This window comes from Streptomyces sp. NPDC044984, assembly GCF_040646935.1.
In the GTDB taxonomy this organism is placed as follows: Bacteria; Actinomycetota; Actinomycetes; order Streptomycetales; family Streptomycetaceae; genus Streptomyces.
The window spans coordinates 17,963-34,408 of sequence record NZ_JBEZBE010000014.1; the positions used below are offsets into that span (position 1 = coordinate 17,963).

The window sequence follows — 16,446 nt, forward strand, 5'->3', positions numbered from 1 at the left end:
AAAAACGCCGGTCCCGGCCTGCCCCCGGGCGGGGGCGCGGCCGTGGACCGGCGGAATGGAGCTCGCTACTTCTTGGAGCCGGCGGCCTTGCCGAAGCGGGCCTCGAAGCGGGCCACACGGCCACCGGTGTCGAGGATCTTCTGCTTGCCCGTGTAGAACGGGTGGCACTCGGAGCAGACCTCGGCGCGGATGGCACCGCTGCCGATCGTGCTACGGGTGGTGAACGACGCGCCGCAGGTGCAGCTGACCTGCGTCTCGACGTACTCGGGGTGGATGTCGCGCTTCAAGGTGTCTCCTAGGTTCGGGAGGGCGCCGGGTCGCCTCCGCGGGGTGCGGGAGCGTGAACCGGGGCCGACTCACCAGTTTGCCAGGACTGGTGTCCTCTCCCAAAACCGGGGGCTGCCGTTGTTTGTTCCCCGCCGCCCCTCAAGGGGCGTTCACGACGTCCCTCGCCTCACCCGTGGCCGTGTTCTCGGTGGCGCTCCCGGGGATCGGCCTGTCGTTCTTCAGGGCGGCCCAGACCTGCCGGGCCTTGGTTTCCTGCACCAGGACCCGGTTGCCGTTCGCCGGGTCGTAGATCACCGGCATGGTGATCATGTGCAGGTCGGCGGGGTCGATGTCCTTCAGGCCGTCGGCGAACGACATCAGGGAGTTCAGCGAGCCCAGGCCGGAGTCGGTGGTGACGGCCCGGGTGGCGGCGTCGGCGAGGCCGTACAGCTTCTTGGGGTCGGTGAGGACGCCGACCTCCCCGACCTGCCGCGCCAGGGCCTTGACGAAGGCCTGCTGGAGCTGGATGCGGCCGAGGTCGGAGCCGTCGCCGACGCCGTGCCGGGTGCGTACCAGGCCGAGGGCCTGTTCGCCGTCGAGCCGGTGGGTGCCTGCCTCGAGTTCCAGATGGCTGTCGGGGTCGTCGATGTCCTCGCCGGTGGTGACCTCGACGCCGCCGAGTTCGTCGATCAGCTTCCGGAAGCCGGTGAAGTCGACCTCCAGGTAGTGGTCCATGCGCAGGTCGGTGATCGACTCGACGGTCTTCACCGCGCAGGCCGCCCCGCCGGTGGCGTAGGCGGAGTTGAACATCACGCCGCTCGCCGCGGGGTGGGTGCCGCCGTCGGCGTCGGTGCACTCGGGGCGGTCGACGACGGTGTCGCGCGGGAGGGAGACCACGCTCGCCTTCTTGTGGCCCTCGTGGACGTGCACGATCATCGCCGTGTCGGAGCGGGCCGTTCCGTCGTCGGTGCCGCCGCCCAGCTTCTCGTTGCCGCCGGAGCGGGTGTCGGAGCCGAGGACGAGGATGTTCTCGGAGCCGTTGTCGGCCTTCTCCGGCCGGTCGGTGCCGAGGGCCTGGTCGATGTCGACGCTCTCGATGTTGCCGTTGAGCTCGAAGTACAGGTATCCGGCGCCGGTGCCGCCGAGGACGACGATGCCGGCGGCGATCCAGGCCGCGGCCTTCAGGCCCGTGCGTCGCTTGTCACGCGTGGTGCGCCGACGCTCCTCGCCCCGGCGGCCCGGTGTGCTCTCGGCAGACATGTGCTCCTCGGCTCGTCCTCGGTCGGTTACCCCCTGCACCCGGTGTCAGACCCGGCCTTCACAGCCGTACGACACCCGTCGTCCCGCCGTCGGGGCGGACGGGGAACGCGGGACAGGGTGGCACGGCGAGCTGTGCCGGGCCTGTGCGCGACCGGGCGGAAGGGGTTCCGCACGGAACCGGCGAACGCCCCGCCGACCTGCGCGTCGGCCGGAGGGAGCGTACTGCTCGCTCCCGGGCCCGGCGGACGTCGCTGTGGCGAAGCTCTCGCCGCACGCGAAAGGGCCGCTCCCCGGCGGGAGCGGCCCTTTCGGCGGAAGGCGCGACGTCAGTCGCCGTTGCCCGGCGTCGGCGTCGTCTTCTGGATCTGCATCAGGAACTCGGCGTTCGACTTGGTCTGCTTCATCTTGTCGAGGAGCAGTTCGACCGCCTGCTGCTGGTCGAGGGCGTGCAGCACCCGGCGCAGCTTCCAGACGATGGCGAGCTCGTCGCTGGCGAGCAGGATCTCCTCCTTGCGGGTGCCGGACGCGTCGACGTCCACCGCGGGGAAGATGCGCTTGTCGGCGAGCTTCCGGTCGAGCTTGAGCTCCGCGTTGCCGGTGCCCTTGAACTCCTCGAAGATGACCTCGTCCATGCGGGACCCGGTGTCCACCAGGGCGGTGGCGAGGATGGTCAGCGAGCCGCCGTCCTCGATGTTGCGGGCCGCGCCGAAGAAGCGCTTCGGCGGGTACAGGGCGGTCGAGTCGACACCACCGGACAGGATGCGGCCGGAGGCCGGGGCGGCGAGGTTGTACGCACGGCCCAGACGCGTGATCGAGTCGAGCAGTACGACGACGTCGTGACCCAGCTCCACCAGGCGCTTGGCGCGCTCGATGGCGAGCTCGGCGACCGTGGTGTGGTCCTCGGCCGGGCGGTCGAAGGTCGAGGAGATGACCTCGCCCTTGACCGACCGCTGCATGTCGGTGACCTCTTCCGGACGCTCGTCGACCAGGACGACCATCAGGTGGCACTCGGGGTTGTTGTGGGTGATCGCGTTGGCGATCGCCTGCATGATCATGGTCTTGCCGGTCTTCGGCGGGGCCACGATCAGACCGCGCTGGCCCTTACCGATGGGCGCGACGAGGTCGATGATGCGGGTGGTGAGGACGCCGGGGTCCGTCTCCAGGCGGAGGCGGTCCTGCGGGTACAGCGGGGTGAGCTTGTTGAACTCCGGGCGGCCGCGCCCGTGTTCGGGCGCCATGCCGTTGACGGAGTCCAGGCGCACCAGCGCGTTGAACTTCTCGCGGCGCTCGCCCTCCTTGGGCTGGCGCACGGCACCGGTGAGGTGGTCGCCCTTGCGCAGGCCGTTCTTGCGGACCTGGGCGAGGGAGACGTACACGTCGTTCGGGCCGGGCAGGTAGCCGGAGGTCCGGATGAACGCGTAGTTGTCGAGGATGTCGAGGATGCCCGCGACCGGGATCAGGACGTCGTCGTCGGTGATCTGCGGCTCGGAGGCCATGTCGTCGCGGCCGCGGCGGCCACGGCGGTCGCGGTAGCGGCCTCGACGGCCACGCCGGCCGCCCTCGTCGTCGTAACCGTCGTCCTGACGGCCGCCGCCACCCTGCTGGTTCTGCTGGCGGCCCTGGCCACCCTGGTTCTGCTGCTGGTCGTCACCCTTGTGGCGACGGTCACCGCGGTCACCGCGGTCACCGCGGTCACCGCGCTCGCCACGGTCACCGCGCTCGCCACGGTCACCGCGCTCGCCACGGTCACCGCGCTCGCCGCGGTCACGGTCGCGGCCGCGCTCACGGCGGTCGCGGCGGCGGCCCTCGCCGCCGTCGTGGTCGGCCTTGGCGTCACCCTGCTGCTGGGCCGGGGCCTCGGCCTTCGCCTCGGCGGTGACCGTCTCGGTCGCGGCGGCGGCCGGGGCGCCCGCCTCGGCGGTGGCGCGACGGCGGCGGCGCTCGGCGGGGGCGGCCTCCTCGGCCGACTCGGCCGAGGCCTTCGGGGAGGGCTGGCCCGGGATCTCGATCTGCTGCTGGGCCGTGGCCTTCTCGGCGGGGGCCTGCTCGGCCTTGGCGTCGGCCTTCTTCTCGGCGGCCTCGCCCGTACGGGTCCGGGAGGTGGCGCGGCGCTTGGGCTTGGTCTCGGCGGACTCGGCCTTGGCCGGGGCGGGGGCGCCTCCGGCGGCCTGCGCCTCCTTGATGACCTCGATCAGCTGGCTCTTGCGCATGCGCGCGGTGCCCCTGATCCCGAGGCCGGACGCGACCTGCTGCAGCTCGGCCAGCACCATGCCCTCGAGGCCGGTACCGCGGCGCCGCCGGGAGCCGGCACCGGTGGCAGGCGCGGAAGCGTCCGTGGCGGGCGCGGCAGCGGTCTCCTCGACACGTGCGCCCATCAGATCGGTGGTGTCGCTCACGAAGGGTCCTTCCCTGGAGCGGACGTCGGCCTGTCTGGCTCGGCGACCGGTTGTGCTGTCCGGCATCGGTCCTTGCTGTGTGAACCGTGCCGGGGCGGTTGTCCGCCTGAGCGGCGGAAGAGATATCTGGTGATGGCGCTTCCCCGAGCCGTGGCATCCAGTGTCACGTGGCGTGGTCGCACCGGTTCCGAAGCCTGCCCTGCGGGCCGCTCAGTGTCCGCGTGCGACGTACTGCCCGCGTACGTAGCAGAGAACACAGTGCGACTTGGGGGGCTCCCGGAAGAATGTCTGTCCCGGACGGGGACACGAGGCACCTCGCCATGGTGGGGTCGGGTGCAGACTTGAGATTAACACTACCGGATCCAACAAACATTCCCCCTCTCGAAATCCGGCAACCGTGTGTCAGGTGGCGAGCGGGAGCACGCTCGCGCCCTGCACGTCGAGACCGAGCCGATTGGCGGCCCAGTCGGTGCCGGCCAGTGCTTCGACCTTGTCGGCGCTGTCCGCGTCGGCCAGCGCCATGACCGTGGGTCCGGCACCGGAGATCACCGCGGGGATCCCGTCTCCCCGCAGCCGCTCCACCAGGGCGGCGCTCTCGGGCATGGCCGGGGCGCGGTACTCCTGGTGCAGTCGGTCCTCGGTGGCGGGCAGCAGCAGCTCGGGGCGCCTGGTCAGGGCCTCGACGAGCAGGGCGGCACGGCCCGCGTTGGCGGCGGCGTCGACGTGCGGCACGGTGCGCGGGAGCAGACCGCGCGCGGTCTCGGTGAGGACCGGCTTCCCGGGCACGAAAACCACCGGAACGATGGAATCGGCGGGCTCCATCCTGATCGCCCGGGCCGCGCCGCCCTCCATCCAGGACAGGGTGAAACCGCCCAGCAGACAGGCCGCGACGTTGTCGGGGTGGCCCTCGATCTCGGTGGCGAGTTCGAGGAGCGCGGTGTCGTCGAGCCTGGCCTCGCCGCCTATGGTCACGGCGCGGGCGGCGACGATGCCGGCGCAGATGGCGGCGGAGGAGGAGCCGAGGCCCCGGCCGTGCGGAATGCGGTTGGCGCAGACGATCTCCAGGCCGCGCGGCTGTCCGCCGAGCAGGTCGAAGGCGGTGCGCAGGGAGCGTACGAGCAGGTGGCTCTCGTCGCGCGGGAGGGTCTCGCCGCCCTCACCGGCGATGTCGATGTGCAGCCCGGAGTCGGCCACCCGGACGACCACGTCGTCGTAGAGCCCCAGCGCGAGGCCGAGGGCGTCGAAGCCCGGGCCGAGGTTGGCGCTGGTGGCGGGGACGCGCACCCGGACGGCGGCGGCGCGGAACGCGGGACCGGCCATCGCTCGAAGACTCTCCTTGAGCTGCGTGACTGTCGAATGACATTCGATGGACGTACGAGGGACAGGGGAGGGCGTACGAAACCCCCCGGGATCGCCGCCGACCGGGGTGGCCGGCCGCTTTCCGGGCCGCTCCGGGCCGCTTTCCGGACCACGGAGACGCCGCGATACCGCGGCATATGCGGCGGGCGGGTTCGGTACAGCCTATCGAAGGAAGGTTCAGTGGCGACATAGGGCGCACAGGAGGCGCACGATGCGTGTCGTAAGCCCCCTGTGCACCCACTGTAGGGAACTTCCCCAGGTGGACGCGCCCTTACGCCCGCCGTGCGGGCCCGGTCGCGTCCGGCTGCCCCTGCTAGACCAGGCCGAGCCGCTCGGCGGCGGTCGCGGCGTCCACCGGGACGGTGACCGGCTGCGGGGCGCCGGCGACGGCCCAGTCCGGGTCCTTCAGACCGTTGCCGGTGACGGTGCACACGATCTTCTGTCCCGGGTCGACCTTGCCCTGCTCGGCGGCCTTCAGCAGACCGGCGACCGACGCGGCGGACGCGGGCTCGACGAAGACGCCCTCCTGCGAGGCCAACAGCCGGTAGGCGCGCAGGATCTCACGGTCCGTCACCTCGTCGATGGCGCCGCCCGACTCGTCCCGCGCGGCGAGCGCGAAGTCCCAGGAGGCGGGGTTGCCGATGCGGATGGCGGTGGCGATGGTCGACGGGTCCTTGACGACCTCGCCGCGCACGATCGGCGCGCTGCCGGAGGCCTGGAAGCCCCACATGCGCGGCGTCCTCGTGCTGACGCCGTCGGCGGCGTACTCCTTGTACCCCTTCCAGTACGCGGTGATGTTGCCCGCGTTGCCCACCGGCAGGACGTGGATGTCGGGCGCGTCACCCAGCATGTCCACGATCTCGAAGGCGGCCGTCTTCTGGCCTTCTATCCGTACCGGATTGACCGAATTGACCAGCGCCACCGGGTAGTTGTCGCTCAGCGCGCGGGCCAGCGTGAGGCAGTCGTCGAAGTTGCCGTCGACCTGGAGGATCTTCGCCCCGTGGACCAGCGCCTGGCCCATCTTGCCGAGCGCGATCTTGCCCTGCGGCACGAGGACGGCGGACACCATCCCGGCCCGCACCCCGTACGCGGCGGCGGAGGCGGAGGTGTTGCCGGTGGAGGCGCAGATGACGGCCTTGGCCCCCTCCTCCTTCGCCTTGGAGATGGCCATGGTCATGCCCCGGTCCTTGAAGGACCCGGTCGGGTTCGCACCCTCGACCTTGAGGTGCACCTCGCAGCCCGTGCGCTCGGAGAGCACCTGCGCGGGCACGAGCGGCGTGCCGCCCTCGCGGAGCGTCACGACCGGCGTGGTGTCGGATACCGGCAGCCGGTCCCGGTACTCCTCGATGATTCCGCGCCACTGGTGGGTCATTGCTGGTTACTCTCCTTCAACCCGCATGATGCTGGCGACACCGCGCACGGTGTCGAGCTTGCGCAACGCCTCGACGGTCCCGCCGAGGGCCGCGTCGGACGCACGGTGCGTGACGACGACGAGGGAGGCCTCACCGTCCTTGCCCTGCTGGCGCACCGTGTCGATCGAGACACCGTGCTCGGCGAACACGGTCGCGACCTGGGCGAGAACGCCCGGTTTGTCGGCCACGTCGAGGCTGATGTGGTAGCGCGTGACGACCTCGCCCATCGGGGAGACGGGCAGCGCGGCGTACGCGGACTCGCCGGGACCGGTCGTCCCGCCGATCCGGTTGCGCCCCACGGCGACCAGGTCCCCGAGCACGGCGGAGGCGGTCGGCGCACCGCCCGCGCCGGGCCCGTAGAACATCAGCTGCCCGGAGGCGTCCGACTCGACGAACACGGCGTTGTAGGCGCCGCGCACGGAGGCGAGCGGGTGGCTGAGCGGGATCATCGCCGGATGCACCCGCGCGGTGACCGACGCGCCGTCCTCGGCCCGCTCGCAGATGGCGAGCAGCTTGATGGTGCAGCCCATCTCCTTCGCGGAGGCGAAGTCGGCGGCGGTGACCTCGGTCATGCCCTCGCGGTGGACGTCGTCGAGGCGCACCCGCGTGTGGAAGGCGATCCCGGCGAGGATGGCGGCCTTGGCGGCGGCGTCGAACCCCTCGACGTCGGCGGTGGGGTCGGCCTCGGCGTACCCGAGCGCGGTGGCCTCGTCGAGGGCCTCCTGGTATCCCGCGCCGGTGGTGTCCATCTTGTCGAGGATGAAGTTGGTCGTGCCGTTGACGATGCCGAGCACCCGGTTGACCTTGTCACCGGCGAGGGACTCGCGCAGCGGCCGGATCAGCGGGATGGCGCCGGCGACGGCGGCCTCGTAGTAGAGGTCCCTGCCGTGCTCCTCGGCGGCGGCGTGCAGCGCGGCGCCGTCCTGGGCGAGCAGCGCCTTGTTCGCGGAGACGACGGACGCGCCGTGCTCGAAGGCGGTGGTGATCAGCGTGCGGGCGGGCTCGATCCCGCCGATGACCTCCACGACGATGTCGATGTCGCCGCGTTTGACGAGCGCGGTGGCGTCGGTGGTGACCAGGGCCGGGTCGATGCCCTCGCGCACCCTGTCGGGCCGCCGCACGGCGACCCCGGCGAGCTCCACCGGGGCCCCGATGCGGGCGGCGAGGTCGTCGGCGTGCGTCGTCATGATGCGCGCCACCTCTGAGCCGACCACTCCACAGCCCAGCAGCGCCACCTTCAGCGGACGCGTACGCATCATCCGACCTCGATTCCTGATTACCGTCTCGGTTGCACCAGTCTCACTCACCGGACGGGGCTTTCTTCCCTTGGTCCGGATCGTGAGACATCTATTTCATTTTCATGACCGAAAAGACAGAAGATCTTCCGTCATTCGATCAGGGTCTTCGTCGTCACTCATCCGACGTCGAGACGGAGGAGGTCCTCCTCCGTCTCCCGCCGCACGATCACCCGCGCCTCGCCGTCCCTGACGGCGACGACGGGCGGACGCAGCACGTGGTTGTAGTTGCTGGCCATGGACCGGCAGTACGCCCCCGTCGCCGGTACGGCAATGAGGTCACCGGGTGCCAGGTCCCCCGGCAGGAAGGCGTCCTTCACCACGATGTCCCCGCTCTCGCAGTGCTTGCCGACGACCCGGCACAGCATCGGCTCGGCGTCGGACACCCGGGAGGCCAGGACGACGCTGTACTCGGCGTCGTACAGCGCGGTCCGGATGTTGTCCGACATCCCGCCGTCCACGGAGACGTACGTCCGCAGCCCGTCGAGCGGCTTGATGGTGCCGACCTCGTAGAGCGTGAAGGCGGTGGGCCCGACGACGGCGCGCCCCGGCTCCACGGAGATGCGCGGCGTGGCGAGCCGGGCGGCCTCGCACTCCCGGGTGACGATCTCGGTCAGCGCCTTGGCGATCTCGTGCGGCTCACGCGGGTCGTCGTCACCGGTGTACGCGATGCCGAGCCCGCCCCCGAGGTCGATCTCCGGCAGCTCCACCCCGTGCTCGTCACGGATGTCCTTGAGCAGCCCGACCACCCGGTGCGCGGCCACCTCGAACCCGGACATGTCGAAGATCTGCGACCCGATGTGCGAGTGGATCCCGATGAGCTCGATCCCGTCGAGCTTCAGGGCCCGCCGCACGGCCTCCGCCGCCTGCCCGCCGGCCAGCGGGATCCCGAACTTCTGGTCCTCGTGGGCGGTGGCGATGAACTCGTGCGTGTGCGCCTCGACACCGACGGTGACGCGGATCTGCACCCGCTGCCGCCTGCCGAGCTCCTGCGCGATGTGCGCGACCCGGACGATCTCCTGGAACGAGTCCAGCACGATCCGCCCGACCCCGGCCTCGACGGCCCGCCGGATCTCCGCCACGGACTTGTTGTTGCCGTGGAAGGCGATCCGCTCGGCGGGCATCCCGGCGGAGAGCGCGGTGGCGAGTTCACCCCCGGAACACACGTCGAGATTCAGTCCCTCTTCGTCCAGCCACCGCACGACGGCCCGGGAGAGGAACGCCTTGCCGGCGTAGAACACATCGGCGTCGCCGCCGAAGGCGGTGCGCCAGGCCCGCGCCCGGGCCCGGAAGTCCCGCTCGTCGAGGAAGTAGGCGGGGGTGCCGAACTCCTCGGCGAGCCGCTTGACGTCGATCCCGCCGACGGTGAGCACACCGTCCGTGTCACGCGTGACGGTCTCGGCCCACACCTTGGACTCGAGGGCGTTGAGGTCGGTGGGCGGTGCGGAGTAGTGCCCCTCGGGGAGGACGTCGGCGTGACGGGGCCCGGCGGGGTGTGCGGAACGGCTCATTTTTCGCGTGCTCTCTCAGAGGTGGTCGGGTGCGTCGATGCCGAGCAGGGCCAGGCCGCCGGCCAGCACCGCCCCGGCGGCTTCGGCGAGCGCGAGCCGGGCACGGTGGGCGGCCGAGGGTTTCTCGTCGCCGAGGGGCAGCACGGCCGGAAGCAGGGGCGACGCGGCATCGGCGACGGTGACCAGATGCCGGGCGAGCCGGTCGGGCGCACGGTGGGTGGCGGCGGCCGCGAGGACACGGGGGTGGTCGGCGAGGGCCTGGAACAGCGCCGGGACCTCCGCCACGGGACCGGGCTCGGGGCGGTATTGGAGATCGGCGGCGTTACGGAGAAGCGCTCGCGTACGGGCATGGGCGTACCGAATCCGGAACAGCGGATTGCCCTCCCGCTGCACCAGATGCTCACCGTCGATCCGGGGCCGGTCGTGCGGGGCCGGGTACAGCAGGGCCCAGCGGGCGGCATCGGGGCCGAGGACGAAGGGATCGACGGGCGCGGGGACGGGCCGGACGACGATGCCGTCGTGGTCGTCGATGTGCACCACGGCACCCTGCGACCGGAGCACACGGGCGAGGGCCTCGGCCTGGACGACGGCACGCACCTCACGGGCCGGCCGCAGCCGGACGGTGTGACCGCTCAGGGCGTCACCGTGCCCGTACCGGGAACCGCGCCGCAGGATCTCGCGGACGAGCCCGACGGTCCCGGCGCCGGCGAGGCTGATGTTGAGGAACCCGGGCCCGGTGACGACGACCTCGCTGATGCCAGGGGCCTTCAGAAGACGGGGCCGGAGGATCTCGGCGACACGCTGGGCCGGCTGCCCGGCCGGCCGCGCGAGCTGGAGGGCGACGTTGGTCGCGTAGTCCCCGCACCCCCCGGGTCCTGGAGGCGCGACCCGAACCCGCTCAGGCAGAGCCACCACCCTCAGCTCCCCCTCGTCGACGGCACGGCGCACCGCGTGCAGCACGGTGCGGGAGAGCTCGACGGGGGTCACGGGACAAGCGTAGGGGAGGAGGGGGGTGGGTGGACGAATGCATTGGGCCGCGGTCCCGAGATGTGGACGGCCCCGGCTCACCCTCCCGCGTGCCCGGCGGCGGGCTCGGCGTCCCCTGCCTCACGGACGCGCCCGAGTGGCCCCAGGATCAGCCGCCGAACGATCCGGACCAGCTCCTCGGGCTCGAAGGGCTTGGCGAGGAACGCGTCCACCCCGACGTCGAGCCCGCTCTCGATCTCGTACTGGGTGCAGGCACTGACGATGACGAGCGGAAGGTGACTGGTCCGAGGATCCGTACGCAACCGGGCGGCCGTCCGGAGCCCGTCGAGCCGCGGCATGACGACGTCGAGGGTGACGAGGTCGGGCCGCACCTGATGGACGACTTCCAGACACTCGGCACCATCGGCCGCGGTCACGACCTCGATGCCCTCCAGCTCGAGGTTGACCCTGATCAGCTGCCGGATGACCTTGTTGTCGTCCACAACAAGAACCCGGCCCGAGGCGCCTGGCACAACTCGAGAGTAGGTCGCCCCCGGCCACCGCGTCCGGCGTTTCCCCACTTCCACCCCGCACGAGCGACACCCCGCACTCCGGACCGACCCCGGCCGACCCCGTAAACGGGTTCATGACCACCCCCGGGGAACTGGTAGTGTTCTACTCGTCGCCGCGATCACCGCGCGAGTGACACGCCCCCGTAGCTCAGGGGATAGAGCAACGGCCTCCGGAGCCGTGTGCGCAGGTTCGAATCCTGCCGGGGGCACACTGTGTAAGTGTGTCCAAGACCCCGTCACCAGCGGAAACGCTGAGGCCGGGGTCTTCGCGTATGTGCAGCCGTATGCCGCTCGGAGCGGCCGTATGTCGGGCGCTGTGGACTATGCGTGGACTGGCCACGGAGCAGGAAACCGCCGGTCGAACCGAGAGAGCGCCGAGGTACGGCTACGTAGGTGGGAGTGGGCAACGCGGGTCCGCGCGGCAGTGGGCGACGGCGCCCACGTATACGCCTCGAGGCTGATACGGCAACGCTGCGGTTACGTCCTGCGACGGAGGCAGTGCATCCCCTGGCCGGACGAAAGCGGTAGGGCACCGCGGAAGCATCAAGGGCGCCGCACTACATCGCTGATCGAGGAGCGTGCCGCATGCCCACCGTTGCTTCCCTCTCCGCCAACGGCCCCGCGAACAAGGGTCACTTACCCGGCCGCGCTCTAGGCCGGACGGTCCCCGGCGTCCCGGGCTGGGCGAGACGCGCGGCCGCAGCAGTTGTTTGGGTATCTCTGCCGTCGGCGCTGTGGCGTCTCGCCGCAGTGCTGGGTATACCGCTCGGCCTGGGACAGTCCGAGTACGACGCGATGCTCATACCCGGCTGGGGCCTGCTGGTGCTGCCCCTGCTGTCGCTGGCCCAGGAGGGCTTGGCCTGGCTGACACTCGGGCTGGTACGTCCGTGGGGTGAGGTGTGGCCGCGTTGGCTGCCGTACCTCGGAGGCCGTCCGGTCCCGGTCCTCGCCGCGGTTGTGCCGGCCGCATTCGGCGCAGTCGCCTGCAGCGTCTACGGCGTGCTTCTCGTCTGGACGACCCTGCACGCCGAAATGGACATCACGCCGTGGGGCAACTGGCTCCTGACCGCCTGCTATCTGCCCATGGCGGCCTGGGGGCCGCTGCTCGGCGCGGTAACCGTGCACTACTACAGGCGCCGCACCCACAGGTGATGGGCGCGAGCAACTCATCCACAGCTGCCGTCTACGAAACCGAAGACCCCCGGACCGGGGGCCGGGGGCCATCATGCCTGTGAGTGCAGCCCAGATAGGTCGAGATCATGTCTCGTCCGGGTGTCCGTCCTCCTGGCCGTCGTCATCGCCGAGGAGTTCGGCGATCCTGCGGTTGGCGACGTCCTGGCGACCGTCGAGGCACTTCGCATACCGGGTCAGCAGCACCTCGACACTGTTGCCCGCGCGCTCCGCAACCTCGGCGGGGTCCACGCCGGCGTTGAGCCATGAGGAGAGCGCGGCGTGCCGTAGGTCGTACGGCACAGCCCCAAGGAGCTCGACCGCGTACGCCAGGGCGCTGAAGAGGACGGCCCGCTTACGCCGCACCGTCTCAGCAGCCGCCGGGCCGGGGTCCGTGGACGGGATTTTGAGGCATCGCCGCAGGTGAGCCCCAGGAAACAGGAAGGTCTCTGGACAGCTGATGGCCTGATACTCGGGACACCCTGAAAAGGGCGCACGCATGGTGACGTGGTGGTCACACCCGGCACCCCAGGACGCCTGCAGTGTGCCGCCACCGACCTCGATCTCTGCCCGTCTACGGCACGAGCCGCCCGTAGCAGGGGAATCAGACGGGCGGCTTCGCGATCATGGCGCAGCCTTCGCACCGCGACTCACCGTGCGAAGGCTGTGAGGGCAAAAACAGTCCCCGGTAGTGCTGCACGTGTCCTGGAGCTTCAGTCGTCACTGTCACTCCGGTATCGCGCCGGCTTGCCGGGGGCCTAGACCACATCCTGTCCAAGTCACTCCGCCGACTAGACGTCCTGATCGACTTTGCGACTCTTTCGGTGTTATGGCTTATTAATCAGGTTAAGCAGGTTATGTGCCGAGTCAATAGGTTTTGGAAAAGTTTTCAGCATCCTGTGGGTGAAGGTGCGTGACCGCCCTGCACGGCCTCGTGCGGAGTCTTCATGTATGTGCAGGTGTGTGCCGCTCGGAGCGGTTGCATGTCGGGGTATGTGGATGGGATCTTGAAGCGTTGCCGCAGGTGAGACGGCCGGTCGGCCGGTCAGTGAAGAGGGCTTGCCGCACGGCTGCTCTTAGTTCCGCCGTCTTGTGTCGAGGTCTCCGCCCCCAGTTCCGCAGCGCCCGGAAGGTAGGGCCGAGGCGGTGTCCGGTCGGGCAGCACGGGCAGGGGCGTGCTGTCCGACCGGTCCTGCCGACCGCTCCGCCGGGTCAGCCGTCTTGGCGGAGAGAGAGGCCCGCGACCACGGATGTGCCGCGTGTGGGGCGGGGGCGGACGGTCCAGGCGGTGGCGAGGTGGTCGACGAGGAGCAGGCCCCGGCCGGTTTCGGAGGTCGGGTCCGGGTGGGCCAGTGCGGGCTTGCCGGTGCCGGGGTCGGAGACGGCGAGCCAGTAGTGGCCGTCGGCCGGCCACAGCACGAGTTCGATGAGGTCCTCGTCCTCCCGGCAGGCCCCGTGGCGGATGGCGTTGGTGACCAGCTCGGAGGTCAGCAGGCCCAGGTCGTCGCCTAGGTACGGGCGGAGGGCGTGCGGCAGCGATTCGGCGACGGCGTGGCGGGCCCTCCGTACGGAGGCGGGGTGGGCGGGGAAGTGCCAGTGGACGGGGACCAGGGGGATTTCGGGCATGACGAACTCCACTGATGGGTCAGGGGTTTGAGGTCGCCGGTGGCCTACCGCCCTGGTCGCGGGCACACCCGGCCCAGGGCAGGCGGGCATGCTCGCGCGGTGCACTTCCGGCATCGCTTTGTGTAACTTGCGCGATACTGACAGTAGAGCAGGAGGGGCCATATTTGCCATGTGGTCCGAAGTAATGGCCTCGATGCGGTGAACTTGTGCTTATAGGACTGATCCGGACACCGCACCGTACGGAAGGAACGTCATGCCCCCGAGGACGATCCTCACTCAACGTCAGAAGCGCCTGGGTAGTGAATTGCGCAGGATGCGCAACACAGCCGGCATGTCCGCGGAGTACGCCGCAGGGCTTCTCGGCGTCGACCGGAGCCGGATTTCCAACATGGAGTCCGGGCTGCGCGGCATCAGCGCCGAACGGCTGCGCACGCTGGCCTGCAACTGTGACTGCACCGACGAGACGTACGTCGATGCCCTCGCCGAGATGGCGGAGCCGAGCCAGGCAGGATGGTGGGAGCGCTACCGGGGCAGCTTGCCCCAGGGTTTACTGGACATCTCCGAAACCGAGGCCTATGCGGTACGTCTGCGGGGCGCGAACACCGTGCACGTGCCGGGGCTGCTCCAGACGTCGGAGCACGCCATGGCCATCTTCCGCGCCGTCGTCCCGCAACTTCCCGAGCATGAGGTCGCTCTCCGTCTGGCCCACCGTTCAGAGCGCCAGAGTGTGATCACCCGCGACGATCCGGTTCCGTATGTGGCCGTGATCCACGAAGCGGCGCTTCGGATGCAGTTCGGAGGACGGGACGTCGCCCGGGGGCAGTTGAAGTACCTGCTGGAAGTCTCCGAGTGGGACAACGTCACCGTGCTTGTGCTTCCCTTCGACCACGGCGCCTTCCCAGGAGCGGGACAGACGGTCGTCTACGCCGAGGGGCCTGTGCGGCAGCTCGACACCGTGCAGATCGACAACTCCCATGGCCCGGACTTCCTCCACAGCGACGGCCAACTCGCGAAATACCGCGCCCAACTCGACTTGTTGGAAGGTCTGGCACTGTCCCCGGAGCGGTCCCGCGACTTCATCCGCGAGGTCGCTCACCAACTATGAGGAGTGGCCACATGGCTGTCATCACCTGGGAAGCCCCGTTCTGCGGCGAAGGCAGCTCCTGCTTCCGTCTCGGTACCGATGCCGACGGCAACGGGTACATAGCTGTCGCCGGTCAGGAGGAGAGCCCTCTCACCGACTCCCTCGAAGCCCTGCGCATCCTCATCACCGACATCAAGGCCGGTAAGGCCGACCACCTGCTGTAGGGCCCGCAGTGGCACGGTTCACGGCCCTGGGTCGGGTCAGTCGGCGGCGGGCTTACGGGCGTTGAGGTTGCACAGATCGCGGTGATAGCCGAGGTGCGCCTCGTCCACCGGATGTCCGGGGTCGCGGCGGAGGGGGCGGGGTTCTCTGCCGTCCCTCGTCCCTCTGACCAGGCCGTCGGAGTCGACGTAGATCTCCAAGCCGTCGAAGAGGACGTGGCAGTTGGCGCACAGGCACAGGAGGTTCTGCAGTTCGTCGGGGCCGTGGTGGGGTCTGCCCAGGCCTCTTATGTGCGCGGCCTGACTGTACGGGCGGTTCAGGTAGCGGAGCGCCGTGTCGCAGATCTGGCATCGGTCGCCCTCGAGCTCCTTGACCTTCCTGGCCAGGGCTTCGTCGCGGACGATGACGGAGCGGGTCGCGGCACGGCGCGGGGCGGGGCCGGTCGCCCGTCCGTGCTCGTCGTCCGTGTCGGCACCGCCGCTCTCGTCCTCCGACGGGCTCGGCAGGCTGCCGGCTGTGGTGTATCCGTCCAGGCCTGTTCGCTCGAAAAGGGCCTGGCGGTCGACGTCCTCGAGATACGTCTCGCAGATCGTGGCGATGGCGTCGAGGCGGGTCACCGGGTCCTGGAGGAGACCGGCGGTCTCCTCCGTGAAGCCGGCCTGCGGGTGGTGCGCATCGAGGATGCTCGTCTTCGGCATCTTCTCGGCCGACTCGGCCGGTATGCCCTGGACCTCCCACAGTCCGCTGCCCCGGAGATGCCAGAACGGGTACTCCGGCGTGGCCTTCGCGTTGGGAAGGCCGAACTCGACCAGAAGCGGGCCGACCTCGTCCCGGAACTGTGGCCACGGGGTCAGACGGGGCCGCTCGTCGGCTGCGCGGGATATCGCCCACAGGAGGCTCAACGGCTGGTGACGGCTGGGTGCCGGGTTACCGGGGCTGCGGGAGACCTTGAGTTTGCGGAGACGTTCCAGCAGGGTGGCAGGGTCGCGGGGTGTCTCCCCGGTTTCCACCACGAAGCCGAGTTCGCCCAGGCGTCGCGCCACTGTGGCCGCGCCGCCGCTGAAATCCCTCCAGGTCAGGAAGTCACCCGTGGCATACCCATGGGCGACACCGGCGATGGCCTTCGAGTCGTAGCGAAGACCGTCCAGGACCAGCTCGTACGATCTGGCTCGCCTGAAGCCGTACGTCTGAAGGAAGTTGTCCCGGCCCAGACTGCGGAACTCCTCGGCCGCCGCGATGACGTCTTCGTACCTGATGTCGCCAAGCCCCATATGACGAAGGCTAGTCGGACAGTATGACAATCCAT

At 70.1% G+C, this 16,446-nt stretch carries 14 protein-coding genes, 1 tRNA gene and 1 pseudogene; 4 read left to right on the forward strand and 12 right to left on the reverse strand.

Going from position 1 to position 16,446, the window contains the following annotated elements:
- Positions 1 to 65 precede the first annotated feature (65 nt).
- The 9 genes from rpmE to AB0A94_RS17075 form a co-directional block, all read right to left on the reverse strand.
- Positions 66 to 287: a 50S ribosomal protein L31 gene (gene rpmE / locus AB0A94_RS17035; RefSeq protein ID WP_361745022.1), complete on the reverse strand. Its 222-nt coding sequence runs from the start codon at positions 285 to 287 to the stop codon at positions 66 to 68.
- Between the two features lie 139 nt (positions 288 to 426).
- Positions 427 to 1,527 carry an LCP family protein gene (locus AB0A94_RS17040; protein ID WP_361745024.1) on the reverse strand — a complete coding sequence of 367 codons (1,101 nt, stop codon included), beginning with the start codon at positions 1,525 to 1,527 and terminating at the stop codon, positions 427 to 429.
- 326 nt (positions 1,528 to 1,853) lie between these two features.
- Positions 1,854 to 3,923, reverse strand: a complete 2,070-nt coding sequence (rho, locus tag AB0A94_RS17045) for a transcription termination factor Rho (RefSeq protein WP_361745026.1) — start codon at positions 3,921 to 3,923, stop codon at positions 1,854 to 1,856.
- Between the two features lie 402 nt (positions 3,924 to 4,325).
- A complete protein-coding gene (thrB, locus tag AB0A94_RS17050) occupies positions 4,326 to 5,243 on the reverse strand; it encodes a homoserine kinase (protein WP_361745028.1) in 918 nt (305 codons plus the stop codon).
- Positions 5,244 to 5,595: 352 nt separating this feature from the next.
- A complete protein-coding gene (gene thrC / locus AB0A94_RS17055; RefSeq protein ID WP_142193146.1) occupies positions 5,596 to 6,654 on the reverse strand; it encodes a threonine synthase in 1,059 nt (352 codons plus the stop codon).
- Positions 6,655 to 6,660: 6 nt separating this feature from the next.
- Complete coding sequence (locus tag AB0A94_RS17060) at positions 6,661 to 7,953, reverse strand: homoserine dehydrogenase (protein ID WP_361745030.1); 1,293 nt, start codon at positions 7,951 to 7,953, stop codon at positions 6,661 to 6,663.
- Between the two features lie 155 nt (positions 7,954 to 8,108).
- Complete coding sequence (gene lysA, locus AB0A94_RS17065; RefSeq protein ID WP_361745032.1) at positions 8,109 to 9,500, reverse strand: diaminopimelate decarboxylase; 1,392 nt, start codon at positions 9,498 to 9,500, stop codon at positions 8,109 to 8,111.
- A 15-nt stretch (positions 9,501 to 9,515) separates the two neighbouring features.
- Complete coding sequence (gene nrtL, locus AB0A94_RS17070; protein ID WP_361745034.1) at positions 9,516 to 10,487, reverse strand: ArgS-related anticodon-binding protein NrtL; 972 nt, start codon at positions 10,485 to 10,487, stop codon at positions 9,516 to 9,518.
- A gap of 77 nt (positions 10,488 to 10,564) precedes the next feature.
- On the reverse strand, positions 10,565 to 10,999 hold the full coding sequence (locus AB0A94_RS17075) for a response regulator (protein ID WP_361745036.1): 435 nt from the start codon (positions 10,997 to 10,999) through the stop codon (positions 10,565 to 10,567).
- A 176-nt stretch (positions 11,000 to 11,175) separates the two neighbouring features.
- On the opposite strand from AB0A94_RS17075, the gene AB0A94_RS17080 reads away from it, so the two are divergent.
- Both AB0A94_RS17080 and AB0A94_RS17085 read left to right on the forward strand, forming a co-directional pair.
- Positions 11,176 to 11,247 (forward strand) — tRNA-Arg (locus AB0A94_RS17080).
- Positions 11,248 to 11,788: 541 nt separating this feature from the next.
- On the forward strand, positions 11,789 to 12,190 hold the full coding sequence (locus AB0A94_RS17085) for a hypothetical protein (protein ID WP_361745038.1): 402 nt from the start codon (positions 11,789 to 11,791) through the stop codon (positions 12,188 to 12,190).
- 105 nt (positions 12,191 to 12,295) lie between these two features.
- Here AB0A94_RS17085 and AB0A94_RS17090 read toward each other — a convergent pair.
- A pseudogene (locus AB0A94_RS17090) lies at positions 12,296 to 12,508 on the reverse strand (site-specific integrase); the annotation flags it as partial.
- A 912-nt stretch (positions 12,509 to 13,420) separates the two neighbouring features.
- Entirely contained in the window at positions 13,421 to 13,834 is a 414-nt protein-coding gene (locus AB0A94_RS17095) for an ATP-binding protein (protein ID WP_361745040.1), read from the reverse strand.
- Positions 13,835 to 14,087: 253 nt separating this feature from the next.
- On the opposite strand from AB0A94_RS17095, the gene AB0A94_RS17100 reads away from it, so the two are divergent.
- Positions 14,088 to 14,939 carry a helix-turn-helix transcriptional regulator gene (locus AB0A94_RS17100; RefSeq protein ID WP_361745042.1) on the forward strand — a complete coding sequence of 284 codons (852 nt, stop codon included), beginning with the start codon at positions 14,088 to 14,090 and terminating at the stop codon, positions 14,937 to 14,939.
- Between the two features lie 11 nt (positions 14,940 to 14,950).
- Positions 14,951 to 15,142, forward strand: coding sequence for a hypothetical protein (locus AB0A94_RS17105; protein WP_361745044.1), 192 nt, complete (start codon positions 14,951 to 14,953; stop codon positions 15,140 to 15,142).
- A 36-nt stretch (positions 15,143 to 15,178) separates the two neighbouring features.
- Here the strand turns inward: AB0A94_RS17105 and AB0A94_RS17110 are convergent, their stop codons facing one another.
- Complete coding sequence (locus AB0A94_RS17110) at positions 15,179 to 16,411, reverse strand: HNH endonuclease (protein WP_361745046.1); 1,233 nt, start codon at positions 16,409 to 16,411, stop codon at positions 15,179 to 15,181.
- Positions 16,412 to 16,446 lie beyond the last annotated feature (35 nt).

Bases quoted from the DNA above. Each gene is read 5' to 3' on its own strand.
- AB0A94_RS17040 (WP_361745024.1), bottom strand. From the start codon at position 1,527: ATGTCTGCCGAGAGCACACCGGGCCGCCGGGGCGAGGAGCGTCGGCGC.
- thrB (WP_361745028.1), bottom strand. From the start codon at position 5,243: ATGGCCGGTCCCGCGTTCCGCGCCGCCGCCGTCCGGGTGCGCGTCCCC.
- thrC (WP_142193146.1), bottom strand. From the start codon at position 6,654: ATGACCCACCAGTGGCGCGGAATCATCGAGGAGTACCGGGACCGGCTG.
- AB0A94_RS17060 (WP_361745030.1), bottom strand. From the start codon at position 7,953: ATGATGCGTACGCGTCCGCTGAAGGTGGCGCTGCTGGGCTGTGGAGTG.
- lysA (WP_361745032.1), bottom strand. From the start codon at position 9,500: ATGAGCCGTTCCGCACACCCCGCCGGGCCCCGTCACGCCGACGTCCTC.
- AB0A94_RS17095 (WP_361745040.1), bottom strand. From the start codon at position 13,834: ATGCCCGAAATCCCCCTGGTCCCCGTCCACTGGCACTTCCCCGCCCAC.
- AB0A94_RS17100 (WP_361745042.1), top strand. From the start codon at position 14,088: ATGCCCCCGAGGACGATCCTCACTCAACGTCAGAAGCGCCTGGGTAGT.
- AB0A94_RS17105 (WP_361745044.1), top strand. From the start codon at position 14,951: ATGGCTGTCATCACCTGGGAAGCCCCGTTCTGCGGCGAAGGCAGCTCC.
- AB0A94_RS17110 (WP_361745046.1), bottom strand. From the start codon at position 16,411: ATGGGGCTTGGCGACATCAGGTACGAAGACGTCATCGCGGCGGCCGAG.